Annotated in this window: 28 protein-coding genes; 11 read left to right on the top strand and 17 right to left on the bottom strand. The window is 42.6% G+C overall.

Annotated features, from left to right (window positions below; all coding sequences use genetic code 11):
* Nucleotides 1-268: 268 nt before the first annotated feature.
* The gene (locus ACQKCJ_RS03715) at nucleotides 269-841 is read right to left on the bottom strand and encodes a hypothetical protein (RefSeq protein WP_230038446.1); all 573 of its coding nucleotides are present in this window, start codon (nucleotides 839-841) and stop codon (nucleotides 269-271) included.
* A 90-nt stretch (nucleotides 842-931) separates the two neighbouring features.
* A complete protein-coding gene (locus ACQKCJ_RS03710; RefSeq protein WP_230038448.1) occupies nucleotides 932-1,597 on the bottom strand; it encodes a hypothetical protein in 666 nt (221 codons plus the stop codon).
* Between the two features lie 714 nt (nucleotides 1,598-2,311).
* Between ACQKCJ_RS03710 and ACQKCJ_RS03705 the strand changes: the two genes are divergently transcribed.
* The 8 genes from ACQKCJ_RS03705 (at nucleotide 2,312) to ACQKCJ_RS03670 (ending at nucleotide 7,945) form a co-directional block, all read left to right on the top strand.
* On the top strand, nucleotides 2,312-2,722 hold the full coding sequence (locus tag ACQKCJ_RS03705) for a single-stranded DNA-binding protein (protein ID WP_427401415.1): 411 nt from the start codon (nucleotides 2,312-2,314) through the stop codon (nucleotides 2,720-2,722).
* A 57-nt stretch (nucleotides 2,723-2,779) separates the two neighbouring features.
* Nucleotides 2,780-3,853, top strand: coding sequence for a DUF932 domain-containing protein (locus ACQKCJ_RS03700; protein WP_427401414.1), 1,074 nt, complete (start codon nucleotides 2,780-2,782; stop codon nucleotides 3,851-3,853).
* 116 nt (nucleotides 3,854-3,969) lie between these two features.
* Nucleotides 3,970-4,344: a hypothetical protein gene (locus tag ACQKCJ_RS03695; RefSeq protein ID WP_427401413.1), complete on the top strand. Its 375-nt coding sequence runs from the start codon at nucleotides 3,970-3,972 to the stop codon at nucleotides 4,342-4,344.
* Nucleotides 4,328-5,002, top strand: coding sequence for a PRTRC system protein E (locus tag ACQKCJ_RS03690; RefSeq protein ID WP_427401412.1), 675 nt, complete (start codon nucleotides 4,328-4,330; stop codon nucleotides 5,000-5,002). The genes ACQKCJ_RS03695 and ACQKCJ_RS03690 overlap by 17 nt, the downstream gene beginning before the upstream one ends.
* Nucleotides 5,003-5,017: 15 nt before the next feature.
* Nucleotides 5,018-5,236: a PRTRC system protein C gene (locus ACQKCJ_RS03685; protein WP_427401411.1), complete on the top strand. Its 219-nt coding sequence runs from the start codon at nucleotides 5,018-5,020 to the stop codon at nucleotides 5,234-5,236.
* Nucleotides 5,237-5,251: 15 nt separating this feature from the next.
* Complete coding sequence (locus ACQKCJ_RS03680; RefSeq protein ID WP_427401410.1) at nucleotides 5,252-6,427, top strand: hypothetical protein; 1,176 nt, start codon at nucleotides 5,252-5,254, stop codon at nucleotides 6,425-6,427.
* A complete protein-coding gene (locus ACQKCJ_RS03675; RefSeq protein WP_427401409.1) occupies nucleotides 6,420-7,148 on the top strand; it encodes a PRTRC system protein B in 729 nt (242 codons plus the stop codon). The genes ACQKCJ_RS03680 and ACQKCJ_RS03675 overlap by 8 nt, the downstream gene beginning before the upstream one ends.
* Entirely contained in the window at nucleotides 7,145-7,945 is an 801-nt protein-coding gene (locus tag ACQKCJ_RS03670; RefSeq protein ID WP_427401408.1) for a PRTRC system ThiF family protein, read from the top strand. The genes ACQKCJ_RS03675 and ACQKCJ_RS03670 overlap by 4 nt, the downstream gene beginning before the upstream one ends.
* Nucleotides 7,946-8,176: 231 nt before the next feature.
* On the opposite strand, the gene ACQKCJ_RS03665 is transcribed toward ACQKCJ_RS03670, so the two are convergent.
* The 15 genes from ACQKCJ_RS03665 to ACQKCJ_RS03595 form a co-directional block, all read right to left on the bottom strand.
* A complete protein-coding gene (locus ACQKCJ_RS03665; protein ID WP_427401407.1) occupies nucleotides 8,177-8,728 on the bottom strand; it encodes a hypothetical protein in 552 nt (183 codons plus the stop codon).
* A 183-nt stretch (nucleotides 8,729-8,911) separates the two neighbouring features.
* Nucleotides 8,912-9,805 (bottom strand): conjugative transposon protein TraN, encoded by an 894-nt coding sequence (traN, locus tag ACQKCJ_RS03660; RefSeq protein ID WP_427401406.1) that lies wholly within the window; start codon nucleotides 9,803-9,805, stop codon nucleotides 8,912-8,914.
* 23 nt (nucleotides 9,806-9,828) lie between these two features.
* On the bottom strand, nucleotides 9,829-11,109 hold the full coding sequence (gene traM, locus ACQKCJ_RS03655; protein ID WP_427401405.1) for a conjugative transposon protein TraM: 1,281 nt from the start codon (nucleotides 11,107-11,109) through the stop codon (nucleotides 9,829-9,831).
* 4 nt (nucleotides 11,110-11,113) lie between these two features.
* Entirely contained in the window at nucleotides 11,114-11,371 is a 258-nt protein-coding gene (locus ACQKCJ_RS03650; protein WP_427401404.1) for a nitrogen regulatory IIA protein, read from the bottom strand.
* 19 nt (nucleotides 11,372-11,390) lie between these two features.
* Nucleotides 11,391-11,819: a hypothetical protein gene (locus ACQKCJ_RS03645; RefSeq protein ID WP_427401403.1), complete on the bottom strand. Its 429-nt coding sequence runs from the start codon at nucleotides 11,817-11,819 to the stop codon at nucleotides 11,391-11,393.
* A gap of 9 nt (nucleotides 11,820-11,828) precedes the next feature.
* Complete coding sequence (gene traK / locus ACQKCJ_RS03640; RefSeq protein ID WP_427401402.1) at nucleotides 11,829-12,452, bottom strand: conjugative transposon protein TraK; 624 nt, start codon at nucleotides 12,450-12,452, stop codon at nucleotides 11,829-11,831.
* Nucleotides 12,453-12,471: 19 nt separating this feature from the next.
* Nucleotides 12,472-13,467, bottom strand: a complete 996-nt coding sequence (gene traJ / locus ACQKCJ_RS03635; protein ID WP_427401401.1) for a conjugative transposon protein TraJ — start codon at nucleotides 13,465-13,467, stop codon at nucleotides 12,472-12,474.
* 1 nt (nucleotide 13,468) lies between these two features.
* A complete protein-coding gene (locus tag ACQKCJ_RS03630; protein ID WP_427401400.1) occupies nucleotides 13,469-14,101 on the bottom strand; it encodes a DUF4141 domain-containing protein in 633 nt (210 codons plus the stop codon).
* 27 nt (nucleotides 14,102-14,128) lie between these two features.
* Complete coding sequence (locus ACQKCJ_RS03625) at nucleotides 14,129-16,633, bottom strand: TraG family conjugative transposon ATPase (protein ID WP_427401399.1); 2,505 nt, start codon at nucleotides 16,631-16,633, stop codon at nucleotides 14,129-14,131.
* On the bottom strand, nucleotides 16,630-16,962 hold the full coding sequence (locus ACQKCJ_RS03620) for a DUF4133 domain-containing protein (protein WP_427401398.1): 333 nt from the start codon (nucleotides 16,960-16,962) through the stop codon (nucleotides 16,630-16,632). Before ACQKCJ_RS03620 ends, ACQKCJ_RS03625 begins: the two co-directional genes overlap by 4 nt.
* Before the next feature lie 9 nt (nucleotides 16,963-16,971).
* Nucleotides 16,972-17,277, bottom strand: a complete 306-nt coding sequence (locus ACQKCJ_RS03615; RefSeq protein ID WP_264529762.1) for a DUF4134 domain-containing protein — start codon at nucleotides 17,275-17,277, stop codon at nucleotides 16,972-16,974.
* A gap of 209 nt (nucleotides 17,278-17,486) precedes the next feature.
* Nucleotides 17,487-18,125, bottom strand: a complete 639-nt coding sequence (locus ACQKCJ_RS03610; RefSeq protein ID WP_427401397.1) for a conjugal transfer protein TraD — start codon at nucleotides 18,123-18,125, stop codon at nucleotides 17,487-17,489.
* 2 nt (nucleotides 18,126-18,127) lie between these two features.
* Complete coding sequence (locus ACQKCJ_RS03605; RefSeq protein ID WP_427401396.1) at nucleotides 18,128-18,400, bottom strand: DUF3408 domain-containing protein; 273 nt, start codon at nucleotides 18,398-18,400, stop codon at nucleotides 18,128-18,130.
* A gap of 10 nt (nucleotides 18,401-18,410) precedes the next feature.
* On the bottom strand, nucleotides 18,411-18,848 hold the full coding sequence (locus ACQKCJ_RS03600) for a DUF3408 domain-containing protein (RefSeq protein ID WP_427401395.1): 438 nt from the start codon (nucleotides 18,846-18,848) through the stop codon (nucleotides 18,411-18,413).
* A 4-nt stretch (nucleotides 18,849-18,852) separates the two neighbouring features.
* A complete protein-coding gene (locus tag ACQKCJ_RS03595) occupies nucleotides 18,853-19,620 on the bottom strand; it encodes a ParA family protein (protein ID WP_427401394.1) in 768 nt (255 codons plus the stop codon).
* A gap of 747 nt (nucleotides 19,621-20,367) precedes the next feature.
* Between ACQKCJ_RS03595 and mobA the strand changes: the two genes are divergently transcribed.
* The 3 genes from mobA to mobC all read left to right on the top strand — a co-directional run bounded on the left by mobA (nucleotide 20,368) and on the right by mobC (nucleotide 24,221).
* Entirely contained in the window at nucleotides 20,368-20,805 is a 438-nt protein-coding gene (mobA, locus tag ACQKCJ_RS03590; protein ID WP_427401393.1) for a conjugal transfer protein MobA, read from the top strand.
* A gap of 2 nt (nucleotides 20,806-20,807) precedes the next feature.
* Nucleotides 20,808-22,100, top strand: coding sequence for a conjugal transfer protein MobB (gene mobB, locus ACQKCJ_RS03585; protein WP_427401392.1), 1,293 nt, complete (start codon nucleotides 20,808-20,810; stop codon nucleotides 22,098-22,100).
* Between the two features lie 102 nt (nucleotides 22,101-22,202).
* Nucleotides 22,203-24,221, top strand: a complete 2,019-nt coding sequence (mobC, locus tag ACQKCJ_RS03580; RefSeq protein WP_427401391.1) for a conjugal transfer protein MobC — start codon at nucleotides 22,203-22,205, stop codon at nucleotides 24,219-24,221.
* The last annotated feature ends 76 nt before the right edge of the window (nucleotides 24,222-24,297 follow it).

Here is a 24,297-nt window from a genome sequence, read left to right as displayed (position 1 = left end):
ATCCCGTTCATAAGGAATTCGAAATAGGGGCACTGGGCAATGAGGAGCTTCGAGAAGATGAACGCGCCCGAGATGAAACAGACGGTGGTGCGCCCGGCAATATTAAACCTTCCCAGCGAAAATTTTAATGTATCCAGATTTGATGCCAATAAAAAAACCGTTATTATTAACGGTTTTTTTTACAGGATCTTGCGATTACTCTGCTTCTTTACACTATGATTTATCCCAGTTGATCAAATCCGTTGTAGCTGTTGCTGCAGGCAGCATTTTATATTTCGTTACTGCGTAGTTTCTCTTTCCACTTATTTAGAGCTTCAGCATTGCTTCCAAAATTAGACTCTGTATCAAATTCATTTAGAGCTTTGTCCCTGGCATCTAAATGTTTCTCTATAATTCCGTTAACTTTATTGACATTTCCCGCATTTATTTTTCCGCTGTTAATCTCTTTTTCTGATTTTTTGGCAAAGTAATGTGAAATGTTATATTTCAGCTGTAGGTAATCCAGTAATTGCTGGGATTTATATTCGGGTTTAACCCACGATAAATCCCTTCTGATTCCTCCATAGGATTCAACAGTGATAGTTCCTGTCCAGACATTTACTTTTTTGGTAAAAACACCAAATGTCAATTCCGGATGGACATGCAGATCTTTGCTTGATTCAGGTGGCATTTTAAAATCAGACCATTCCAAAATAGCTTTTGACCTTGCAGATATAGTATCGCCCTGGTTTGCTTTGGTCATTTCCGAAACAACCCTGTCCCATTTTTTCTGGTTCTTCCCCTGGCCAAAAGTAAAAAGTGTCAGGCAGAGGCCTAAAATAGTTAATGTTAATTTACTCATTTTTTCAATTTTTTAGTTGAGATTATATCAGCAGTATTTTTTGATAAAGCAGTTTTACACTGTTATAAGTCTTCTGCAGCGGTGTATCTGTTAGTGCAGCTTATTTTTTTCGGTTATTTTCTTCGTTAATAAACTATAGTATGATCTTCTAATCAAAGTTCCTAAGCCTTTTAATTCCTCAATATTTATAGTTTTTGCACCCTTTTCCTTTTGAGCTGTGTAAAGTTCGTTGAATCCATCTTCAATTTGCTTTATAATTTCCAATGTATCGGTTTTAAATTTTTTAAGCATTTCACCTTCTACATCTTTGGATATCTTTTCTTTTATTTTTTCAATGAGATTTACGGTGGTTTTCAATACGTCTCCTGCGAGTTCTATGGTAGCTTTATGCAATTTCTCTTCTGTTGGTAATTCAGCATTTTGAGGAAAGATTTTCAGAATAAAAGTTGCTTTTCCTTCTAAATAATTAAAACAGGATTCATAATTTTTTGCATTGTAATTATGCATAAATTGATTACGAATTTCCATGAATGTCTGGAATTTCTTCTTTTCATTTTTGTCTAAAGCACCGATGTCAATTAATAGATCTATTTTTTGATTAAATGATAGATTTCCACTTTGATTTCCAAATGACTTAGTTTCTTCATAGTTCTCTATACCTAAAAGTTTAGAAAGAAATATTGAGGTGAAATTTTCTATCAAAAGTGAGTATTGAAGAATTTCTTGTCTATTTTCTACACCAATGTCTAATTTCATGAAGTTTGGGTTTTGTTGCCACTGACTAATTTATATTAACGGTAAAATGGCGCCAATACAACTTTTTTAGCGGGCTTTGTTCAATTAGTATGATTTTTTAGCGAATATAAGAATAATATACTAAATCTTTGAGATGTGCAGTAATAGCTGTAAATCACTTATTTTACTTGTTCTGGGGCTGTTTTTAATTTAGTTAAAAATCAGCTGCCTGTTTTTTTTTGCCGAACTAAGACGCCAGCGGTCTTGAGGCCACGGGAACATCTTTTTCAATTCACCCCAAGCTGACTACTTTTCTTGTTGCTCTTTATCCATAGTATCCCCATTGCTTCCCTTTTTCTTTTTACCCGAGACCCTGTATGCTTTTGTTTTATTTCAGGAGCAAAGGTAGTCCGTGTCCTTGAGCAAAAGCAAGGCCGGGGCCTTTCAGGTCTTGTCAAAAAATCTCCACCCATCCGGGTTGTTTTTTTTGCCAGAGCCTTGCTTTTGCCGGACACTCACCTTTTTATGCTCATGAAACAAAACATAGCATACTGCGGCTCTTTAGACGAATAAAAAAAAATGTCAGAAATGAGAATTGAAATATTGAAAAAAGCAATGATGAAACAAAACAGCGCCTGCTCTCATTGCCGAATAAAATTTCAAAAAAAAGTAAAAAAAGTAAAAAGTAAAAATGCGGGGCGGGAAAAAAAAGTAACAATTTAAAAACTAGAAATCATGAACATCACAGGAAGATTGACAAAAGATGCGAAAGTAAACACATTGTCAGACAGCAGACAGGTAGTAAATTTTTCAGTAGCCATCAATGAGAGCTACAAAAACAGAAAAGGCGACAAGGTGGAGCAGACCACATTTTTTGATTGCGCCTACTGGGTAAGCCCGAGGGTTGCCGAGTGGCTGACCAAAGGCACGGTGGTGGAACTTACAGGCATGGTAAGCGCAAGGGCGTGGAAAGGCAATGACGGGGAGCCTCGCGCAGGGCTGAATTTCAATACTTCGAACATCAAACTGCACGGGGGCGGGAAGAAATCCGAAGGTGCGCAGGCAATGAAAACGGGGCAGACTGCAGAGCAGGGAGAAAACAAAAAAGCTACATTAAAAGAGCCTGAGGACGACATGCCGTTTTGAGCAGGTAGTAAAGGGTTCTAAACAATTTTATTTTTCAAACTTTTAAAATCAAATATCATGGCACATAATATCAATTACAACAGCGAGACAGGAAAGTATTCTTTTTTCAGTGTAAAAGAAAAAGCATGGCACGGGCTCGGGCAGATCGTGGAGCAGTACCCGACAAGCGCAGAAGCCATCAAACATGCGGGGCTGGATTATGAGGTGGCTAAAAGCCCTTTATACACAAAAGCATCGGGCATTATCCAAACTTCGGGCGCTATTGAAATGGGCAGTAGCGAACTGGCAGTACCTGACTGCTTTGCCACTATCCGCACCGACAGCAATGCCGTTTTGGGCGTGGTTGGGAAAGACTACCAAATCGTGCAGAACCGTGAAGCGTTCAGTTTTTTTGATGCCATTGTAGGCGGGGGCGACGGTATACTCTACGAAACGGCAGGGGCGTTAGGACAAGGCGAGCGCATTTTTATCACGGCAAAACTCCCTGATTATATCCGTGTGGGCAAAGGGGATGATGTGACCGAAAAGTACATTTTCCTGACCACCTCCCATGACGGGAGCGGAAGCATCACGGCGGCTTTTACACCCATTCGTATCGTATGCCAAAACACCCTTAACGCTTCATTCCGCTCCATGAGCAACGTGGTTCGCATCCGACATACCTCAGGCGCTAAACAGCGCCTTGATGATGCCCATAAAGTGATGGGACTGGCGGACAGGCTGAGCAGTCAGCTAGAAGGCATTTTCAATGAGTGGGCTCAAGTGAAGGTAACAGACAGAGAAGTTAAGAAATTGATTCAATTGGCGTTATGTCCCAATACCGAAACACTCGCTTTAATCAAGAAAGGGGCTGATGATGAAGTGTCTACCGTGTTTAAAAATACTGTAGAGGATGCTTTTGCCTATGCCATGGCAAGCGAATCACAGCAGATGGACACAACCAAAGGCACGCTTTTCGGGGCTTACAATGGAGTTACGGGCTACTATCAGAACGTGCGAAAATACAAAGACAGCGAAGCCAAACTGCAGTCCATTGTCATGGGAGGCACAGCCCAGGGAAAAGCCCAAAAGGCATTTGAACTGTGCACGGCTTTTCAGGCAGATGGCGCAGAAATCCTAAACCTGAATTAGGCAGGCAGATGACCAAAGGCTGTTGCAAACCGTGACAGCCTTTAAAATCAGGTTTTAGTGATGCGATAGCAGGGTTGAACATTTGCACAATTGAATAACATAAAAGCGCAGGAATTATGGCAAGGAAGCACAGCAACAATTTTGAGTTTATACTGTATCTCTACAATGAATTTGTCAGCAAACACCGCAGTATAGGCAAGGAAGCACGGGTGTATTGGCATATTTTGGACATGTACGTAGAACTGGGGCTTTCAAAAAAAAGCCAGACAGCCGAAAAAAAATGCGCCCAAAAGCTTATAGCCATCATCAGGGAAGCGGTAATGAACTGGAACACTCATCTGCTTATCTTAAAAGGGGAAGAGGGAGAAAAGGAATATCAGGAAAATATGAAAAGCTACATCGAACGCCTCTACAGGTTAGGGCATAATGAGCAGAGCGTGATGGAACTAATCATTAAAAAATTAAAATTAAATTATGGAAACGACAACTAATTTTTTCAATCAGATAGCACAGTTGCAGATAATAGGCGACCTGCACATTACTATTGCCAAAGGGGCAGAGGACAGGCTTATCGTACTGGTCATGCTCCAAAACGAGGCGTGTGGGGACAGCGCCAAGCATAGCATACCGCCCCTTAATCTAAGAGGAACAGCCGAAGAACTCGACAGCGGTTTTTTTGAGAATATCACAGCGCCCATTGAGTCGGCTTCGGGTCTAATGGTGGACATGGAAGGCTATATGAAACAGCTTGAAGATACCAAAAAGCAATCGGCTATGGAAAAAGAGAAAGACGACAAGCAGAAAAAAGAGCAGGAAGCCAAGGACAAAAAATTCAGCGAAGCTATGGCAAAGGCGGACGAACTGGAAAAAGAAGGGAAATTCCGTGAGGCATGGATAAAAGTGCCGGAAATACACGAGTTCCCTTTTAAGGCGGAAGAAATACGAAGACGCAAATCTGAACTGTCGGCAAAATTTGCGCCCGATCTGTTCGGCAGTACAACAGAAACTGCAAAGACCGAACCGCCCCGAGAGGCACTTTTTCCTGACTATGGCAATGCCAATGTGCAAGAGCCCGAAACGGACGGGGAAGAAACGGACGCAGAGGACATGGAAAACTGGGAAGACGAGAACCAAGAGCAACGATACTAATCTAAATTACAAATCATGTTACTAGCGACACAATTACAGCGGGTTTTTATACTCAAAGACAAAGGGCAGGAAATCAGGCTTTGCGACCCCGAGCCAAGATGGAGCACAGAAGCGGTACTGAATTTTTATGCCCCGACCTATCCGATACTCACAACCGCCAAAATATTAGCCCCTGCCATCAGGGACGATGCGGTGGAGTACCGATTTGAAACGGTAATGGGAACAAAAGGCTAACCAAAATTTAAAGCCATGAATTATGCAACAGACAATCATATCGGGAACAGTGCAACTGCCCGAGCGAAAAAGACAAAAACAGCTTCACGCACAGCTCACAGGGTTTATGCATTGGATGCAGAGACCAAAAGATGCAGGCGAGGTACAGAAAGACAAACCAAGGTCAGTGCCTTCGGGGATGCTACCGATGGTTTTCTAAGGGTTTCATTTCTGCCCAGACTGCAAGAGAATAAAACGCTACAGGCTTGTCAGGATATTTCCAAAATGGAAAGCGATTTTTATGCCTCCCTTGCCAGTCTAGCAGGGCATTATCATATTGTGCCGTTGCCGACCTCTCATTTTGAATATCCCTATAATATGGCATTGGCTGTATCGGATTTGGAAGAGAAGCTAAAAAAAAATGTAGGGAACTTTTCCGAACTGCGGGCAATTCAGGATAGCCACAGAACGTGCCTGCTCAGCGAGGAAAAATACAGCACAGGCACAACGCTTTATTATATCCCCATTGAACCAATTTATCAGATGCTCAAAGACCACGAGCGCAGGAAAAATGCGCATCTGCTTTTGTCGGTCTGCTCGTATCTGTATCATATTGCAGATGTACCGTATTTCAGACAGCAGGGCAGTTATCTGTACTGGCTCTATGAAATGCACAGGGAATGGACAGAACAGGACGAGGACAGGGAAGAAAACGAGAGGTACGTGCGGGAGTTTGACAAGGCAGAACTTATCGGGGACTGTATTGAAAAGAAGATTTTCAGTCCCATGAACCTGACCTTTTTTGAAAAACGGCTGAACGGTTTTAAAAGCCGTGATAACTTTGATAAGCAGTGTTTGGATACAGCGAAAAAAGCCTTTGCCTTATTTACCGACTACCCCAATGAGAGTATTTTTCGAAATGCACCAACACATGACGAGGAGGAAGACGAAGACACGGAAAGTGAGAGTATCGGAATGGAAAAGTACATTTCCTTTATTTCCGACACCAAAGGATGGCTTTATGAAAGCATTGAGGAGAGTATCAACAACGAGTTTAACGAGTACGGTGCAATGGACGAGCCAACGATTTTAAAATGCTTTGATGATAGTGAATTGACAGAGAACAGCCTTGATTTTGAAAGCCGTCTGTTTAACCTTTTGGATGATATGTGCGCTTTACTGTATAACTATAAATACCAAGAAAATGAGTAATGTAATGGATTTAACACAGGATTTCGGGACACTCTACCACCCGAAATCCGCCCTTGTTTTCTATGAAAGTAAAGGTTTAGATAAAGAAGTATATGTAGAGCATTTTGACATGGATAGAAACGGCACGCCTATCAATGCTCATCCGCTCACAGAGCGTGAAGCAGGAGCACTCGCAAAAGCCCTTATGACCGAAAAGCAGAAGCAGACCGCCTTTTTGAAATCGGGTGGAATTCTGCCAACAAATATCCTGCAAATCAATCCAAACAGGCACAAAGGCGCTGTGATATGGTACACCAAATCCCAAAATAGACCGCTTTATTTTATAGACGGTTTAGGGATTCCGAGCGGTCAGGGGGTTGTACCTCCCATGGTCTGGCAGGCGACCAAAAACAGCCTGCGGGTATTTGCGCTTTTAAGTAACAGGAGACCTACGGAAAAAACAATACTGTACTACGCACCATTTTTTAACATTTATGAGGATGGCAGGGTATGTATGGGGTCTGTTAGTATTGAGATAAAAGAATCTGCCTGCGTTGAGGAATTTACAAAGGCGTGGGAGGATTATTTCTTCAACAGCTACTTTAGCCACCTTATTGGAGATAACAGCCCTGTAAAGGGTAATTGTGTGACTTTGTGGAAAGACCTTGTTACATCGGGCAGAACCTTTCCGACAGCATTATTGAAAAGCAGAAACAAAACACTTAAAAATTTATTGTCATGAAAACAGGCAAAACCAAAATGCATTTTACAGACCCGTATCTGATTAGCCCGACCAATCCCATTGCCGTTAACCTTATAGGGGCAGGCGGTACAGGCTCAAAGGTATTGACCGCCCTTATGGAAATGAACCACAGCCTCACGGCGCTCGGACATGCAGGGCTTTTAGTGCGCCTTTGGGATAATGATATTATCACAAATGCCAACCTTGGCAGACAGCGTTTTGCGCCCAGTGAGGTCGGGCTGTATAAATCCGTGGCACTTATCAACAGAGCCAACCGTTTTACGGGTACAAATTGGAAAGCGGAAACCGTAAAATTTGAGAGTGACAGTTTCGGCAAACTGCCCACCCATGCGAAGGCTAAAATTTATATAACCTGCACAGACAGTGCAAAGTCCCGTTTTGACATAGCCGATATTTTAAAAAACAGCAACCAAAGACATCATAGGGACGACCCGAAATATTGGATGGATTTTGGCAACAGCCAGTATACTGGACAGGTCATCCTGTCCAGTATTGGGGAAATCCCACAGCCCAATTCCGAAAAATTTGAAACCGTGGAGCGCCTGCCTTTTGTGACAGAGGAATTTGGGGAGCTGTTACAGGAATCTGAAACGAAGGACGATACGCCAAGCTGTTCACTTGCCGAGGCACTAGAGAAACAAGATTTGTTTATTAATTCCGCTTTGGCGCAGATGGGATGCTCGCTATTGTGGAATTTGTTTCGTGAGGGCATGACAGCAAACAGGGGATTTTTCCTGAATTTAAAAGATTTCCGGGCACAGCCCATATCCGTATAAGCCCGAAATCGGGCGGCAAAAAGACACTCCTTCCTCTCGGGCGGAGCATCTTTTTGCGTTTAAAACGGTGGAGCGCTTTTGCCAAAATGCAGTGCCCGCTATTTTACCAAACCCGCTGCGTTTTTTTAAGGGATGTTTATCATCCCTTTTGCTGTTTTTGAGCGGGCTTCTTTTCTTTCCGAGGCGGCCAAAGAAAAGAAGCAAAAGAAGACCGCCTTGTTATAGTGGCTTTTATTTTAATTGTACAATAGGCTCTGTTTTCCAACGGGAAAAGCCTTTGAAAAGATAGGCTATGTTTTCAAATTCTATAAAGGCAATAAACTCTGCCTTGCACTTCATCTTAAATCCCCTGAAATGTTGAAAATCCTTCAGCGGTATATCGGCAAGATCTCCAATAGTTCGGATTTCTAAAGTTTCAAGTACACCTTTCAGTCTTCTGCTGAAAGGAAATTCGCTGTTGTAAAGCAGTTTCTGTCGGTCTTTTTCTGCTTTTTCTTTTCTGATTTGAGCGGGACTTGGATTTAATTCGTGTTTTAACTCCCGCAGTTTTGCTATGTAGTGGTCAATTTCTAAAAACAGTTCGGTCACCGCTTTTACTTTGTTATATGTTATCTCGTAAAGCTCGTTTACATATTCGGATGTAACCCCATAATTTTCCGCCACCTCGCTCAGGGACATCTTTTCTATCAAGAGTTTCTCAAGTACGTCGTATTCCTTTTCAGAAAGTACTTTTCTGGACATTTCGAGATAAAAGCTGTTGGTGCGGTCGATAACATTTTGCATAACAGTACAAGTTAGATCCTTGTTGCTAAATAGGTTTTGGTTCTTTTGTTTCAATGCTAAGATACTAACGTTAATTGAGTTATGCAATGTATTTGCAGGAAAGGCTTAAGCTCAGGAAACAAAACAGCCCAAAGCAATGCTTCGGGCTGTAATACTTTTTAATTTCTAATTTTTTAATAGTTATTAAAATTTAAGGTGCATACTGTTTATCACCTTGGCTTTTACCAGATCTGAATTTTTAATCTTGAGTGTCTGTTGTCTCTCTCCGTTTTTCTCAAAAATCTCAATTAGCAGCAGTTTGTCATCCGCTATTGTAAATTGGTCAAAGAGAAACACATTCTGGTCTGTGGCTTTCCCGGGAATCTCATCAAGGGTTTTGTAAATGCGGAGCGGCACAATCGGCCTTTGTTGCGAGGCAGTTCGTCTGGCTGTTTTTTTATCTATCACCTTGAAAATCATAAAGTCAATGCTGAAAGGTACATTGGTTTGGTTTTCAAGCTGCGTATGGAAATAATACTTGCCGTTGTGGATATAGATGCCCTTTAAGCTGAACTGAATGCCGAAACTCTCCGATGCAATGTGCTTTACGATTCGCTTGTTGTTTTTGTAAATAGTTTCCAGGATCAGTCCTGCCAGTGAGGGTGGTGTTTTTCCAAGCTCCTCAAAAAGAACATCGCTTGCACTGACTTTGTCGAAGTTCTTCTGCATCGCCATAAGATCATAGCTGAGGGTAGGCGGGTTGGCGCTGTACTGCACGTTAAAATTGTAAAAACGGCCGTCATCGGTAATCACCGAAAAGTTGGTTTCCTCTTCAAAAGTCTTGACCGATGCCTTGACGCGAAGGACGTTTTCAGCATCCTCGGCCTTTGAGGCAATCAGGTATTCACTTCCAAGATCCACGTATCGGATAGCGGACGGAAAAATAAGGTGGGAGGTTTTTTCATAAGTAACCTGCATATGGTAGGGCGGTATTGTTCCTAAATCAAGGCTAGTGGCTTCACTTTCCTGCGCAGTTGCGGCTACTGAATATATTATTAAAAGGGCTGTTGCCCAAAATATTTTGAATTGATTTTTCATAATTAATTTATTTTAGATTGCTGTTATTTTTTGGAAACCAAAAATACCTGATGCCCTGCTTTTAGGGTGACTTTAGGTGTCCTCACTTTTTTGGCGAAATAGCCGGAAATGCCCTGAACCACCCCGCGGCTCAGGTCAGCGGCCACCTGCTGTCCTGCAGACTGTGTCATCATAAGGCTCGTGCCGGACTGTTGGCTCATATTCCCCGCCATTTCAGTCAGGGCACTTCTTTCGGCAGAATAAGGAAGAGGCACTCCCTGCTGGCCGTCAAGGTCATAAATAGTAATGTCTACAGGAATGATGGAGCCCTCCAGTTCGATGGAAGTGACTTTCAACTGCAGGCGGCCGGCCTGTATCTTCGCATTTGCCGTTACTATTGTGCCCGCTGCTATGATACGCCCTGATATCCTTGCAGGTTCTACAAGACGAAGGGAAACACCTGCCTCGCCAATAATAGTTTGTGTTTGGTGCACGCAGGCCTTGACGCTGTTTTTTGGCTGAAGCGTTTCTTGAATCGAACCTGCTGAATTAAACCCTCTGCCTGTGTTCCATTCTGCAATAAAAGTGCTATCGGACGCACGTTGATACAGCGAGGAGACTTTGCTTTTTTTTGCAGGGACCAGCGCCGAAAAATTCTTATCTTCTGATTCCGCCTTTGTTACTGCAGTGTTTTTGCCTGCAGGCTCGACAGAAGCGGAGCCTGAGGGAAGGTATTTGGCTGCCATCTGATAGGATTTTTCCATAAGTGCCAGTTGGTCATCAACCGTGGCAGCTTTGGGAATTTCCTTTTGCGCGAGTTCCTGTTTCAGTTCCTCGAGCTGCCTACGCAGTTCCTTGGTTTCTTCGTTATCCTGCTGATAGAATGAGCCAAGCGTGCTTTGGGCAGTACGGTAAGTGTTCAGCGCCGGATTGTTAGTTCCTTCCGCGTCATCGGGCAGTGATTGTTTCTGCTCAGCATTATCCTCATTCCAGTAATCGGACAGCGTGGTTAAAGAGTTCTTTTTTTGCTCTTCTTTGTCTTCGAGTATTTCCTGCTCATACGCTTTCTGTTTGTCTGCCTGCAGTACAGATCCGCTTGCCTGTGGCACGCTGTCGTTCAGACCAATGCTTTCGATCTGCTTTTTATCCTTCGACGGCTTGAAGATCAAATACATACATCCGATACATACAATTCCCATCAGTGTGAAAATCAGCGGTTTTTTAATACGCTCGATAGTTGTCTTTTTTTCATCAGGCAGAAACGAGGAACTGTTTTGTCGAGCCTCTTCTGAGAGAAGGCTTACCTTTTTTTTATTTTCTTTCATAATCCTATTTTTTTTTAATTGGCTTCAGGGACGCCGGACTTTCTTTCCCTGCCGTGGCAGGGCTTTCGATATGTTCTATAGCTACATTGTTTCCTGCGTATGCCATATCGCGGCATACGTTCAAAATCACAACTGCGGTCAGCAGCACGTACGCTGCAAAAAAGTATAGTATCACCTGATGTTGCCTTTTTATTGGCATTGCTTCCCAGTTCCTGTCAAGCCCTTGCAGCCACTGATCTATATTTGCTCTTAATTTATTCATAACCTTGTTATTTTTGTTCTCAAAGCTTAAAACGCTTTGGACATTTATCTGTTTTTTGGTGCTGTTCATCATTGACCAAGGCGACTGCCTGCGACGCGCTGGGCGCAGATATAACAGACAGGTTTGTCAGTTCCGCTTTTTTCAGCAGCTGTCCAAATTGGTCTTTCCTTGCCACTTCCATTCTGTTGAGAGAAAATTTACCGTTTAGGTATTTTACCAGCATAATGCATCGTATACTGGGCTTATCTTCCCCCGACCATTGCAGGTAGCCTGTCAGTAGCAAGTCCTCTTTAGGCAAACTGTCTTTTCCATTTTTGCAGTTTTCAAGGTATTCGCTGATGCTGTCTTTCAATTTTCCTCCGTACCCACCCTGGGTATGGAAATAGCCGTTGTAACCTTTTTCAATAAGGAGTCTCGCAAATGTGTCTAAATCTAATAATGCTTCCATAAGTTTTTTTTAGCGTTCTATAACTTCTATATCCCTGTTTTCAACCACCGCAAACTTTTCAATATTAAAGCCTTGCGGATTATTGTCCGAGCGCACCGAGTTTACCAAAAGGCAGGATGTAACCAGACTGCGCCGGGTCACGTTGCTCGAACGTATGATAATTTGCCTTGCATAGCTCCGCACCACATACGGGTAAGTCTCGAAATTGCAGGCCACGCTGTCCATCTCAATACGCTGCTGTACATTGCCTGATATAATCCGGTTGTAATAACCTTTTTCCAAAAGGTCCTTGTAGTAGTTAAAGGCACTTTTATCGGCAAGGCTAAATGCCCTTTTCATATTGCTTTCAATAGCATTTTTGTCGGGCGCCAAGGTAAAGAACAGCTCGTGAAAACGCCTTACGTGCTCTCGGGCTTCCACAGGACGGTTGATCGAGGCGTCCTGAGCGAGTGCGAGCATGAGCGATTTGCCATTGTCCAACACATAAATTTTCTGGCGCTGCTGCTCAGCGAAACCATACGATCTCCAAAGCGCGTATCCGGTCACTGATGCACAGAGCACGGCAAATACAATTGCATAAAGCCTGATTTGCTGAAAACTGTTTTCTATATTTCTGAGTGTTTTAAATTCCATTTTATTGAATGTTTATTGATTACTTATTGGCCAGCCTTCCTGCAATGTTGCCTGCGGCCGAACCTGCACCTGCGCCGGCTATATTTCCGGACTTCATGGCAGTCTGGTGGATGTTGCGTGAAAAGTTTCCTGCGCCGCCTGCCTGTATAATCCAGCCTGTCACTGTTGGAATGGTAAAATAGCCCACAATGCCGATGATCATAAAAATGATGTATACCGTGTTTGAGGTATCAGGAATGAAAGCAGGATCAGCAAGCATTTCTATGTCCCTTTCAATGATAAGGGACTGGATCCTGGCCAGCATTGAGCTGAACAGGTCCGCTACAGGAAGCCAGAGATAAACGCTGACATACCTTGTAATCCACTGCGTGAGAGTCGACTGGAATCCGTCCCAGACTGATATGGCAAATGCGATAGGCCCGAGGATGGACAGCACTATGAGAAAGAAAGTGCGTATGGTGTCGATCACCAGCGCTGCAGCCTGAAATAGTATTTCGAGCAGGTTACGAAACCACTCTTTTATTATTTTCTCTATCTGATAGGTCTGCCTGTCCATATACATTCCGGCCATTGTCCCGATGTCCGAAGGCGACCAGCCCAGCTCGTCCAGTTTCTTGTCGAACTCCGCGTCCGATACCATATAGGCAGTTTCGGGATTGCGGATCATCGCTTCATGCTCCAACAGGTCTTTTTTTGCCTGCAGATCGTTCAGGTCCAAAACCTGATCTTCCAGAATGCTATGTGTTCCCTGAACTATCGGGTTTAATACGGCATTGATTGTACCCAGCACGATCGTCGGGAAAAACATGATACAGAGACCCAGTGCAAAAGGGCGCAGAAGCGGGTAGACATCGATAGGTTCAACCCGGCTGAGTGCCTGCCAGACTTTCAAGGCCACAAAAAACAGCGCCCCGAGTCCTGCCAGTCCTTTGGCCACCGCCGCCATATCGGCGGACAGTGGCAGCATCTCATCATACAGCGAGCGAAGTACCTCGTGAAGATTATTGAATTCCATATTACCAGTATTTTTGGTTTGGGGCGCCGTAAAGCTCAAGAACCCTTTTGGTGCTGTTCTGCTTTTTAGCTCGCAGGATACTCACCGAAATATTTTTATTGGTGTAGTAGCGCACCAAGCTGTGGTATTCTTTTACCTCTTTGTATACACGATCGATGATGTCCATTCGTTCCTTATCACTGAGTGACAGGCTCGAGGAGGTGACAATCTGCTTGAGTTCTTTCAAAAGCTCGGTACTCTCTCCCAGCAGCGCCGAATATCCCTTGGCAATGGCGGTGAGTTCCCTTGCTGAAAAGTTTGGATCATTAAGCATCCTACCGAAATTTTGCACATACATTTCCGATACATCGCCCACCAAAAGGACGGTCTGCTGTACCTTGCGGGCGTCTTTTACCAGATTGTTAATCGCCTGAAGCTTGTCATAATATTCTTTGCCCTGCTTGTATACCTTTTCGACTTCTTTGAAATTTTTGACCACATTGCTGACTGTAGAGGAAGTCTGTATGATCTCGTTGGCGCTGTTGAGAATCCCCGAGGCAAGATTGGCCGGATCGGTAACCACAAACTGGGCTTTTGCTGATGGAGCCGAGGCAAGAATAATTGCCGTAGACACCATAAATAGTATTTTTTTCATTGTTATCGGTTTTTAAATTGTTATTGATTATTGATTTTCCTGTTCACGGCGCCTACTGGCTATCTGCTTGATGGCAAGCTCTACATTGCCGCCAAGTTCAGCAGCAAGCTGCATTACTTCCATTTTTTCTGTCTCTTCTGTCGTGTACGCGAGATATTCCTCAGCGGACACTTCTGTGGCATAGACAGCCGAGTGCGTCCCTCCAAGCCCGATCCATACTTCTTTGTAAAGACGTGATGCATCGTTGTTCATATTAATGGATAACACCTGCGCTTTTTCTTTGTCTGTCAGTCCGAGCATGGCCTGTATTTCATCAAACTTGTTCATGTATTTGCGCTGATCCAGAAGTATCTTGCAGTCCGAATTATTGATGATGCTTTCCTTAACAATAGGGGATTGGATAATGTCATCTACCTCCTGGGTCACCACAATGGCCTCCCCAAAGAACTTACGAACAGTCTTAAATAAATACTTTATATAATTTGCCATACCTTCCTTTGCAATAGCTTTCCAGGCCTCTTCAATCAGGATGAGTTTTCGGATACCCTTAAGCCTTCGCATCTTGTTGATGAACACTTCCATAATGATGATCGTTACGATTGGAAAGAGGATTTTATGCTCTTTGATCGCATCAATCTCAAAGACTATAAAACGTTTGGAAAGCAGGTCCAGCTGCTTGTCGGAATTCAGCAGGTAATCATACTCGCCGCCTTTGTAATAAGGCTCCAGTACATTAAGAAAATTGGCAATGTCAAAGTCTTTTTCCCTTACCTGTTTTTCTATCAGCACGTTTCGGTAATCTCCCTGAACATACTCGTAAAAGCCATTGAAAGAGGGAAAGGCGTCATCTCGCTTGATCTTTTCGATATAGCCGCTTACGGCATTGGACAGTGCCACTTCCTCGGAGCGGGTGGGAGGCTCGTCATCACGTTTCCATAATGTCAGTATGAGCGTCTTGATACTTTCTCTTTTTTCAATATCGAAAACTCCGTCATCGGTATAGAAAGGGTTAAAGGCAATGGGATTGTCCTCGGTATAGGTAAAATACACCCCGTCTTCGCCTTGGGTTTTTCCATTGATCAGCCCGCACAATCCCTGATAGGAGTTACCTGTATCAACCAGCAGGACATGGGCGCCTTGTTCATAATACTGCCTCACCATATGGTTGGTGAAAAAAGACTTGCCGCTTCCCGAGGGACCCAGTATGAACTTGTTGCGGTTGGTAATGATACCGCGTTTCATCGGCAAGTCGGAAATGTCCAGCTGGATAGGTTTTCCCGTCAGCCTGTCTGCCATCTTGATGCCGAATGGCGATGGGGAATCATGGTAATTGGTTTCTTCTGTGAAGAAGCACAATGCCGGTTCAATGAAGGTGTAAAAGCTTTCCTCGCTTGGAAAATCTCCTGCATTGCCGGGCATACCCGCCCAGTACAGCGCCGCCGTATCAGTAGTATTGTGCCTTGGCTTGCATTCCATAAGGGCTAGTGCGCTCCCACAGTCGTTCTTCAGCTGTTTGAGTTCGGACAGGTCGTCCGACCATGCCATTACATTGAAGTGTGCGCGGATTGACGACAGTCCAAAGGAATGCGCCTCATTCAGATAGCGTTCTATCCACTCTTTGTTGATCTGGTTGGCGCGGCTGTAGCGTGCCAGTGAGTGCATGTTTCGGGCGGACTTTTCAAACTTCTGCAGGTTCTCCTCACTGTTGTCCAAAAACAGGTACTGGTTGTAAATGTGATTGCAGTTCAGCATTAACCCCACAGGAGATGCAAAGGATAAACGACAGTCGCTGCGGTCTGTGGAGAGTTTTTCATATCGCTTATCAGCTGATACTGATGAGGGCAGGTCCTCTGTGTCGGAAAGCGTGTGAAGGCACAGCCTGTTATTTCCTACGCGAATCTCTTCACTTCCCAGCACAATATCCTGCATCGAGGTACCTGATTCCTTTGAAAGGGTCAGGTACTGTTCCAACAGTCCCGGCCTGCCTTGCTCACCGATGATGTCTTCTTCGCTCATACGGCTGATTTTGACAAATCCGCAGTCGTTTATAATGCGCTCAAATTGAGCAACGGCTTCCATAAAACGGTGAACTATTTCTTTATCTCTGATTTCTTTTGGTATCAGTACACCTTTGCACAGTGAGGAGAAATTGCTCTGCATCCGCATGCGCTCTTTGGTGGTTTTGGTAAGAAACAGATAACAGTAATGGTTCAGGAAAGGGCGCTCATTAAAGTGCCGCTGATAGGACCTGGCCAGAAAACTCTGCACATCCTTGTCCATTTCAGGATCATAGTCCTCCTTGATGTACCAATCCTGTTTATGGAGAATCGTAAAATCGGGTAGGGTCTTAATAGCCTTATGCCAGGCAGAATGAATCGCTTCATATTCGGCCGAAGCCACCGTGAAGAGTTCGGGTAGACGGACTTCAAAGCAGGCTGTAATATCCGCATCCTTAGAAATGATGCAGTTATTTTCCACTGCCAGCAGCGGAAATCTGCTTTCTAGTGTAGTGCTCTTGGCTTTATTTCTCATACAGCACTGGATTTAGGAATTGACTGTAAATAGCGTCGTACTGGCTTGCGGCAGATAATGTAGCGCGGATGTCTTTTTTTTGCCCCGATTTTCATAAGTCCGTGTTCCCCGTACTTTCTGTTCAGCGAGAAGGTCTGCCAGACAATCATCGAGGCGCCGCCTGCGCCCAGAAAAAGACAGATATAGGAACTGGTCCCGGCCATATATAAAATCATGACCAGGATAAGTATTCCGAGCAGCCCTCCTGCGAAGATGAACAGGTACTGTGCCTTGAGTCCCCTGAACTCGACTGTTCTTCCTATACCTTTGTTAATGTTGTAAGTATTCATAGGTCAAGGTTAAAGGAAGAAGGAGCGAAGGATGGTAGCTGCGACAATAAGGAAGATACAAGCGCCGAACCAGCTCGCCGCGGTTTTTGAGGTGTCGGGATCTCCGCTGCTGAATTTATTGTACACCTTAACCCCGCCGATCAGACCGACAACAGCTCCAATGGCGTAGATGAGCTGTGTAGCAGGATCAAAATAGGAGGTAACCATTTGGGTGGCTTCCGTGATGCCTGCTGTTCCGTTTCCCTGCGCCGATAACTTTAAGGATGACAGTATTATGATTACTGCCGGCAGGAATTTTTTTCTTTGTTTTTGCATAATGAAACACTTTAGATTGTTACTGTATTCCCGCACTACGCGGGCTCTGGCAACAAAAGTGTAATGAATATCGAATGCATGCAGTGAAGTGGCTACCTGTGGAATCAGTTGGCTAGCTGTGGCGCTATTCTCAGTGTTTTGGCATAAAAAAACGTCAAACGTTTTAAGTTTGACGTATTTTTTTAAACGAGAAAGGGGAGTATGCCCTTTCAGACATACTCCCCAATATCAAATTCATTTAAATTAATGTTCCGCAGATAGGAAGATCTTGAATCCTTTTCAAAAGAAAGGCTCCCGTCCAATAGCTCGGCTATTTTTCGGGAAGCACTTTCTATGGAATTTTCCAGCAGGCTAAATAATTCGGTTCCCTGTATTTTCTGAACTAAAGCTATCGCTGTTTCCTGTTGAGAGGGCTCCAATCTATCTTTTTGAAGCAGCATCCCCACGGTGCTTAGTTCCTCGAAGGTAACCCCTTGGGCAAAACCGTCATCTGCGCCGGATATTCCATACCTGTTCCATTCTTCTTCTTCCTGTTCAAAATCAGGCATATTACTGAAAACTTCATCCAGCTCTTCCTGCGGAATTTGAACACTTACGTTTTCGTTTTCGTCGTATTCAATGTCAAAATTATGGGGATCCACCTCTGTTTCCTCGATTTGGCTTTCATTGGCATTGTTTGGGACTGAAAGGCTTCTTACAAGCTTGGGCTGACCCATAATATCTGGCAGGTTCGGGTTAACTTTTTCTTTTTTCGGCTGCTGTTGCCTAAACCTATTTTGAATGATAATCTTGTCCTGCATACGAAGGACTATGACTATTAGCAGGCATATCACAATAACTGTTTCCATAATCAAAGAATTGGTTTTTGTTTTTCAATATGGAGTGTCTTTATATCCTCTCCAAAATCCTGAAAATGCTGCTTTAGTACATTATACATGTAATCTGAGATTGTGATTTTTCCATCGCCCAGGATAAAAACAATACAGGATATCTTCCTGTGAAAATCCTCACTGATATATACCGATTTGCCGTTTCTGGCTATAAATTCTGTTGGTTGTAAATAATTGTCTTTGTATTGCCCGATTTGTACAGGCAGCTTGGTTTTCTTAAATGAATTTTTCATAATAATAATATTAAAAAATGGGTTTAAACTTTTCATTAAAATCTTCAGTAATTGCTTTCTCAAATATTTCAAAATGATGTTCGAGAATATTGTCGAGATAAGCATACAGCGGTATCTGATCTTTTCCTATTACCTGAACAATGCGGGACAAACGTTCGTGATATTCCTGACGTATGTAAATACTCTTCTCTCCACGCTTGGTCATTGAGTGGGTTTTCAAAAAGTGGCCCCCATAACTTCCGTCAACACTTTTCTTTGCTCGGTTCTTTTCCCTTTGTACAGGTTTAATCGACAGTGACTCTTCCTGTTTTACATCTATCTTTTGTGTCTCTTCGATTGGTTCAGGCGGAAACTGTATCCCTTCTTTTTTGACGCCGTCAACCATCAGGTCCATCATCAATTCTTCATTAATGTCCGGCGGGGTTTTTCTCTTATTTTCCTTTTCCATAGATCTACAATTGAATAATTTTTAAAAATTCGTCTATGAAAAGGTCTAATTGACACGCTTTCATCAAGCGTTCATCTGGAGGCAATATGGTGGAACGGAAAACGGTTTTGCTGTCTACTTCACTTTCTTTGCGAAAACGTGTGCTGCTTTTGATTTGGCTTTGCATAAGGCTTAAACCTAATTGTTCAATAAGTTGGCTATACACTTTATACAAAGGCGTGCTTTCCCTGCCGTCAACCTGGTTCCAGAACAGGTTAATAGTTTCTATGGAAGTTTCCCCTTTTTTCATAATCACATCCTGCAAAAGCTGTGTGAAGATCAGTGTACTTTCCATTACCACACGGTCGGCCGTGATCGGGCTAAAAATGTGGTGCATTCCTGCCAATGCTTTCAGGATGCCGGGCGTGTTTACGGTTCCGGGCAGGTCGAAGAATACAACATCAACAGGAATGGGAGAATCATTTACAAACTCTTGAGCCGCTTCCAATACGCTGTCTGCTTTGTACGGCATAATGGGATAGGCTTTTTTGCTGAGGGTAGTAAACTGTCTATACGCCAACTTTTTCAAAGCTTCGTTTTCCATTACCATTGCCAAATCCCTTGTCTTCATTTTCACAAGGCTGTGCTGTGGAAAATCTGCATCAAATACGGCTACGTTGTAGCCCAACCGATAGTGCAGCAAACTTGCTAGAAGGGTTGTAAATGTACTTTTGCCAACACCACCTTTTTGAGATGAAAAGGCGATAAACAGAGGTTTCTTTTTTGTGTTCATATTTGATAATTTAAAGTTTATATATCCTAGCAATACAGTTTTGGAGGCACACTGATTGCAAGCTTACTATTTAGCTTCGGGTAGCTGTCAGGGATGCCGGACGGCATTTCTGGCCGCCTGTTTTTTTTAAGTACAGCATCACTGCATTAACTCCTGTATCTAGTCAGGCGGGAATTCCATCTTACTTATATTCTTTCAAACACTCCTTCACGAATTCAAGATAGTCTCACGTCATGCCGTCACGCTTTCCGACATTTCCGCATTGTTGCGATCTTGCATTCTAGCAATCATGAAAACCAGATGATATGCAACCTAGAATGGGCCCAATACACGTGTCCTGAAGTACGGGCTGATTGTCCTCCTGCCAACATTCAAACACAAAGGACTAATCATTTTTGTTGCACTGTATGAGTGTGGCATTGCTTGTCGCTTAAAGGAAGTGTTTGGTACTTCTTCATATTACATTCCTTTTATAAACTTGGATTTACTTTGTAAAACGAATTTTTATTATAAGGATTTATGCAACGACTACTGAAAAAACGGAGAATAACGAAATGGCTTCGAGCCGTTTTCCCTGTTACATTTAATCCGTCCCGAAGGGCGGATTTTTGTGTTCACCAGAACACGGCAAGTTGTGTTTTGAGGCACTCTAAACCGAGTTAGTGCCTCAAAACAACTTGCCTTGCCGGGGGCTGAAAAAACCTTCCGAAGTCAGGTTTTTATATAAAATTTAATAATGAATAAATAATGAGGGAGAACAATAACAACAAAAAACACAAGGGTGGACGCAAGCCCAAAAGCGACCCGAGCATCCACCGCCATGTATTTCGTCTGACGGATACGGAAAATGCCAAACTTTTATCGCTTTTTGAAACATCGGGAATTCCCAACAAAGCAAAATTTATTACCTCGCTGCTTTTCAGCAAGGAGATGAAATCGATTAAAATTGATAAAGGAACAGTTGATTTTTATATGCGGTTGACTTCGTTTCACAGTCAGTTCCGCTCCGTAGGCGTGAATTATAACCAGATTGTAAAGCTATTGTACCGTCATTTTTCCGAGAAAAAGGCGGCGGCTTTTCTCTATAAATTGGAAAAACAAACTGCTGAAATGGCGGCACTATGCCAAAAAATCATACAGATAACTGAAGAATTTGACGCAAAATATCTGAAAAAACAGCCTTAGAAATGATAGTAAAAATCGGGAGAAGCGCAAATTTATACGGAGCTTTAGCCTACAACCAGCTCAAAGTTGAGAATGAAAAAGGGGAAATATTGTTTGGTAATAAGATTATTGAAACCGCTAACGGTAATTATTCCGTTGCACAATTAGCCCAATCTTTTACTCCTTATCTCATTGCCAACCGCAATACAGAGAAACATACGTTGCATATCTCGATTAATCCCGATCCGAAAGACAAAGTAAGTGACGACAGGTTCATGGAAATGGCAGATGCGTATATGCAGGAAATGGGTTATGGACAGCAGCCTTATGTGGTGTTCAAACATACTGATATTGACCGTAGCCATATCCATATTGTATCGGTGTGCGTTGATGAACAGGGTAAAAAGATTTCGGATAGTTATGAGAAAATACGCTCTATGAACGTCTGCCGTGAACTTGAAAGGAAATATGGATTGATACCTGCAACAGATAAAGAGCATAAACAGATAGACAAGGTTTTCCGTCCTGTAGATTATAAGGCAGGTGATGTTAAAAGTCAGATAGCTTCCGTAGTTCGTCACCTGGCTAAATATTATCAATTCCAAACTTTAGGAGAATTCAATGCCTTGCTTTCTCTTTTTAATATTACCACCGAAAAATTGCAGGGCGAGCTGAAGGGAAAAATGCAGGAGGGTTTGTTATATATCCCTTTGAATGAAAAAGGCAAAAGAGCTGGACATCCTTTCAAGGCTTCTTTATTTGGAAAGAATGCTGGACTGCCGGCTCTGGAATTGAATTATACAAAATACAAAGAAACTTTAAAAGACCACCCGGCAAAGCCGACCATTAAAGCTGCCGTTACCATTGCCCTTCAATTAACAAGTAATGAGGAGGCTTTTAAAAAACAGTTAGGGGAGCAAGGAATTAACGTGGTAGCACGGAGAAATGATACAGGACGTATTTACGGAATTACCTTTATAGACTTTAATTCTAAAACAGTGTGGAACGGCTCCAGATTGGGCAAAGAGTTTTCTGCCAATATTTTTAATGATTACTGGAACAATAATATCGCACCTGAGATTAAAGAGCCAGTCGAACTACAATCGAAAATATCCACATTAAATGATGGAGATCTTCCTGCAGAGGAACCCCATCATTTGTTCGACTTCCTGAGGAGTACTGCTGAAAAACACGAAGAGGGTTTAATTGAAGCATTAGGCGGCTTATTGCCAGAAGGCAACGGCGAAGATTATCAGGAACAGGATTTTGCCAACAGAATGAAGAAAAAAAGAAACCGCCAAAGAGGTCAGAAATAAGAATTCAGCCGAACACCGCCACACACCGCCTATGACTTCCACATTGAAATAGCCTAGCTGAACAGCTTTTAAATTCATGCCTGAACATTTAAAATTAAAATAATGCAGGGAGAAGATGATTTAAGAGGATTAGCCAAAATTATGGCTTTTATGCGGGCAGTAAGTATCCTATTGATACTGATGCACCTTTATTGGTTTTGCTACGGTTACTTTATAGATCGGGGCTGGACACTAGAGGTAATCAACAAAATATTAGGCAATTTTCAGCGTACCGCGGGATTGTTTTCGCATACTCTTTATACCAAAGTATTTGCCTTAGTGTTATTAGGATTAAGCTGCCTGGGTTCAAAGGGAGTTAAAAACCAGAAGATAACATGGGCTAAAATTTATATGACTTTAGCAATTGGCTTTGTTCTGTTTTTTCTGAACACACCTTTATTAAGGCTATCAATAACTATCTCCATAATTCTTTATGTCCTTAGTACTAGTTTAGGTTATATCGCTTTAATGGTATCAGGAATATGGATGAGCCGTCTGCTTCGTAATAATCTAATGGAAGATGTTTTTAACTATGAGAACGAAAGCTTTCAGCAGGAAACAATACTGATGGAAAACGAATACTCTGTCAATCTACCTACGAAGTTTTATTACAAAGGAAAATGGAACAATGGCTGGATTAACATAGTTAATCCTTTTCGGGCAACGATAGTCTTAGGTACTCCAGGCTCAGGAAAATCGTATGCAATTGTAAACAATTACATCAAACAGCAGATTGAGAAAGGTTTTTCAATGTACATCTACGATTTCAAATTTGATGACCTTTCTACCATTGCATATAATCATTTATTGAAGCACAGCGATAAATACAAAGTACAACCAAAATTCTATGTCATCAACTTTGATGACCCCCGAAAGAGCCACCGTTGCAATCCTCTTAATCCTGATTTCATGACGGATATCTCGGATGCTTATGAAGCAGCATATACGATAATGCTGAACCTCAATCGTAGCTGGATACAGAAGCAGGGCGATTTTTTCGTCGAAAGCCCAATTATCCTTTTGGCTGCAATCATTTGGTACCTGAAAATTTATGACGACGGTAAATATTGCACATTCCCACACGCGATAGAACTCTTGAATAAAAAATACTCAGACGTATTTACTATTTTAACCTCATATCCCGATTTGGAAAACTATCTGTCGCCTTTTATGGACGCGTGGCAGGGAGGGGCACAGGATCAGTTGCAGGGACAGATAGCCTCTGCAAAAATCCCTTTGTCAAGAATGATTTCGCCTCAACTGTACTGGGTTATGACAGGAGATGATTTTTCATTGGATATCAACAATCCCAAAGAGCCTAAGATATTATGCGTAGGCAATAATCCTGACCGCCAAAATATCTATTCTGCTGCGCTGGGATTATACAATTCACGTATCGTTAAACTTATAAACAAAAAGGGTCAGTTAAAGAGTTCGGTTATCATAGACGAGCTGCCCACTATATACTTTAGGGGACTGGATAACCTTATTGCAACCGCCAGAAGTAATAAGGTGGCTGTTTGTTTGGGCTTTCAGGATTATTCCCAGCTGACAAGGGATTATGGCGACAAAGAGAGCAAGGTAATTCAGAACACCGTAGGTAATATTTTTAGCGGCCAAGTGGTCGGAGAAACTGCAAAAAGCCTTTCGGAAAGATTCGGGAAAGTATTGCAGAAAAGGCAGAGCATGAGCATCAACCGCAACGATACATCAACTTCAATATCAACTCAATTGGACAGTCTTATACCGGCTTCCAAAATATCCACCCTGACACAAGGCTTTTTTGTTGGTTCTGTATCGGACAATTTTGATGAACGCATCGAGCAGAAAATCTTCCATGCTGAAATTGTCGTGGATAATCAAAAGGTTGCTTCCGAAACTAAAGACTATCAAAAAATTCCTGAAATCTTATCTTTTATTGACGAAAACGGGAAAGACAATATAAAACAGGCAATAGAGGATAATTACAGGCAGGTAAAAACGGATATTGTACTAGTTATAGAAACCGAATTGGAACGTATAAAGAATGATCCCAATTTAAAGCATTTGATACAAAAGGATAGGACTAAGAAGAGCGAGTAAAATTAGATGCTAAGTTAAAGTTTTGACCAGGGCCAGGCTTTTCTGTAAGTCCAAAATAAAACAAAACCCTCGAATT

This window comes from Flavobacterium sp. NPDC079362 (assembly GCF_050267765.1).
Taxonomy (GTDB): Bacteria; Bacteroidota; Bacteroidia; order Flavobacteriales; family Flavobacteriaceae; genus Flavobacterium; species Flavobacterium azizsancarii.
The sequence above is the reverse complement of the archived record's forward strand: the minus strand, read 5'-3'. Positions and strand labels throughout refer to the sequence as shown.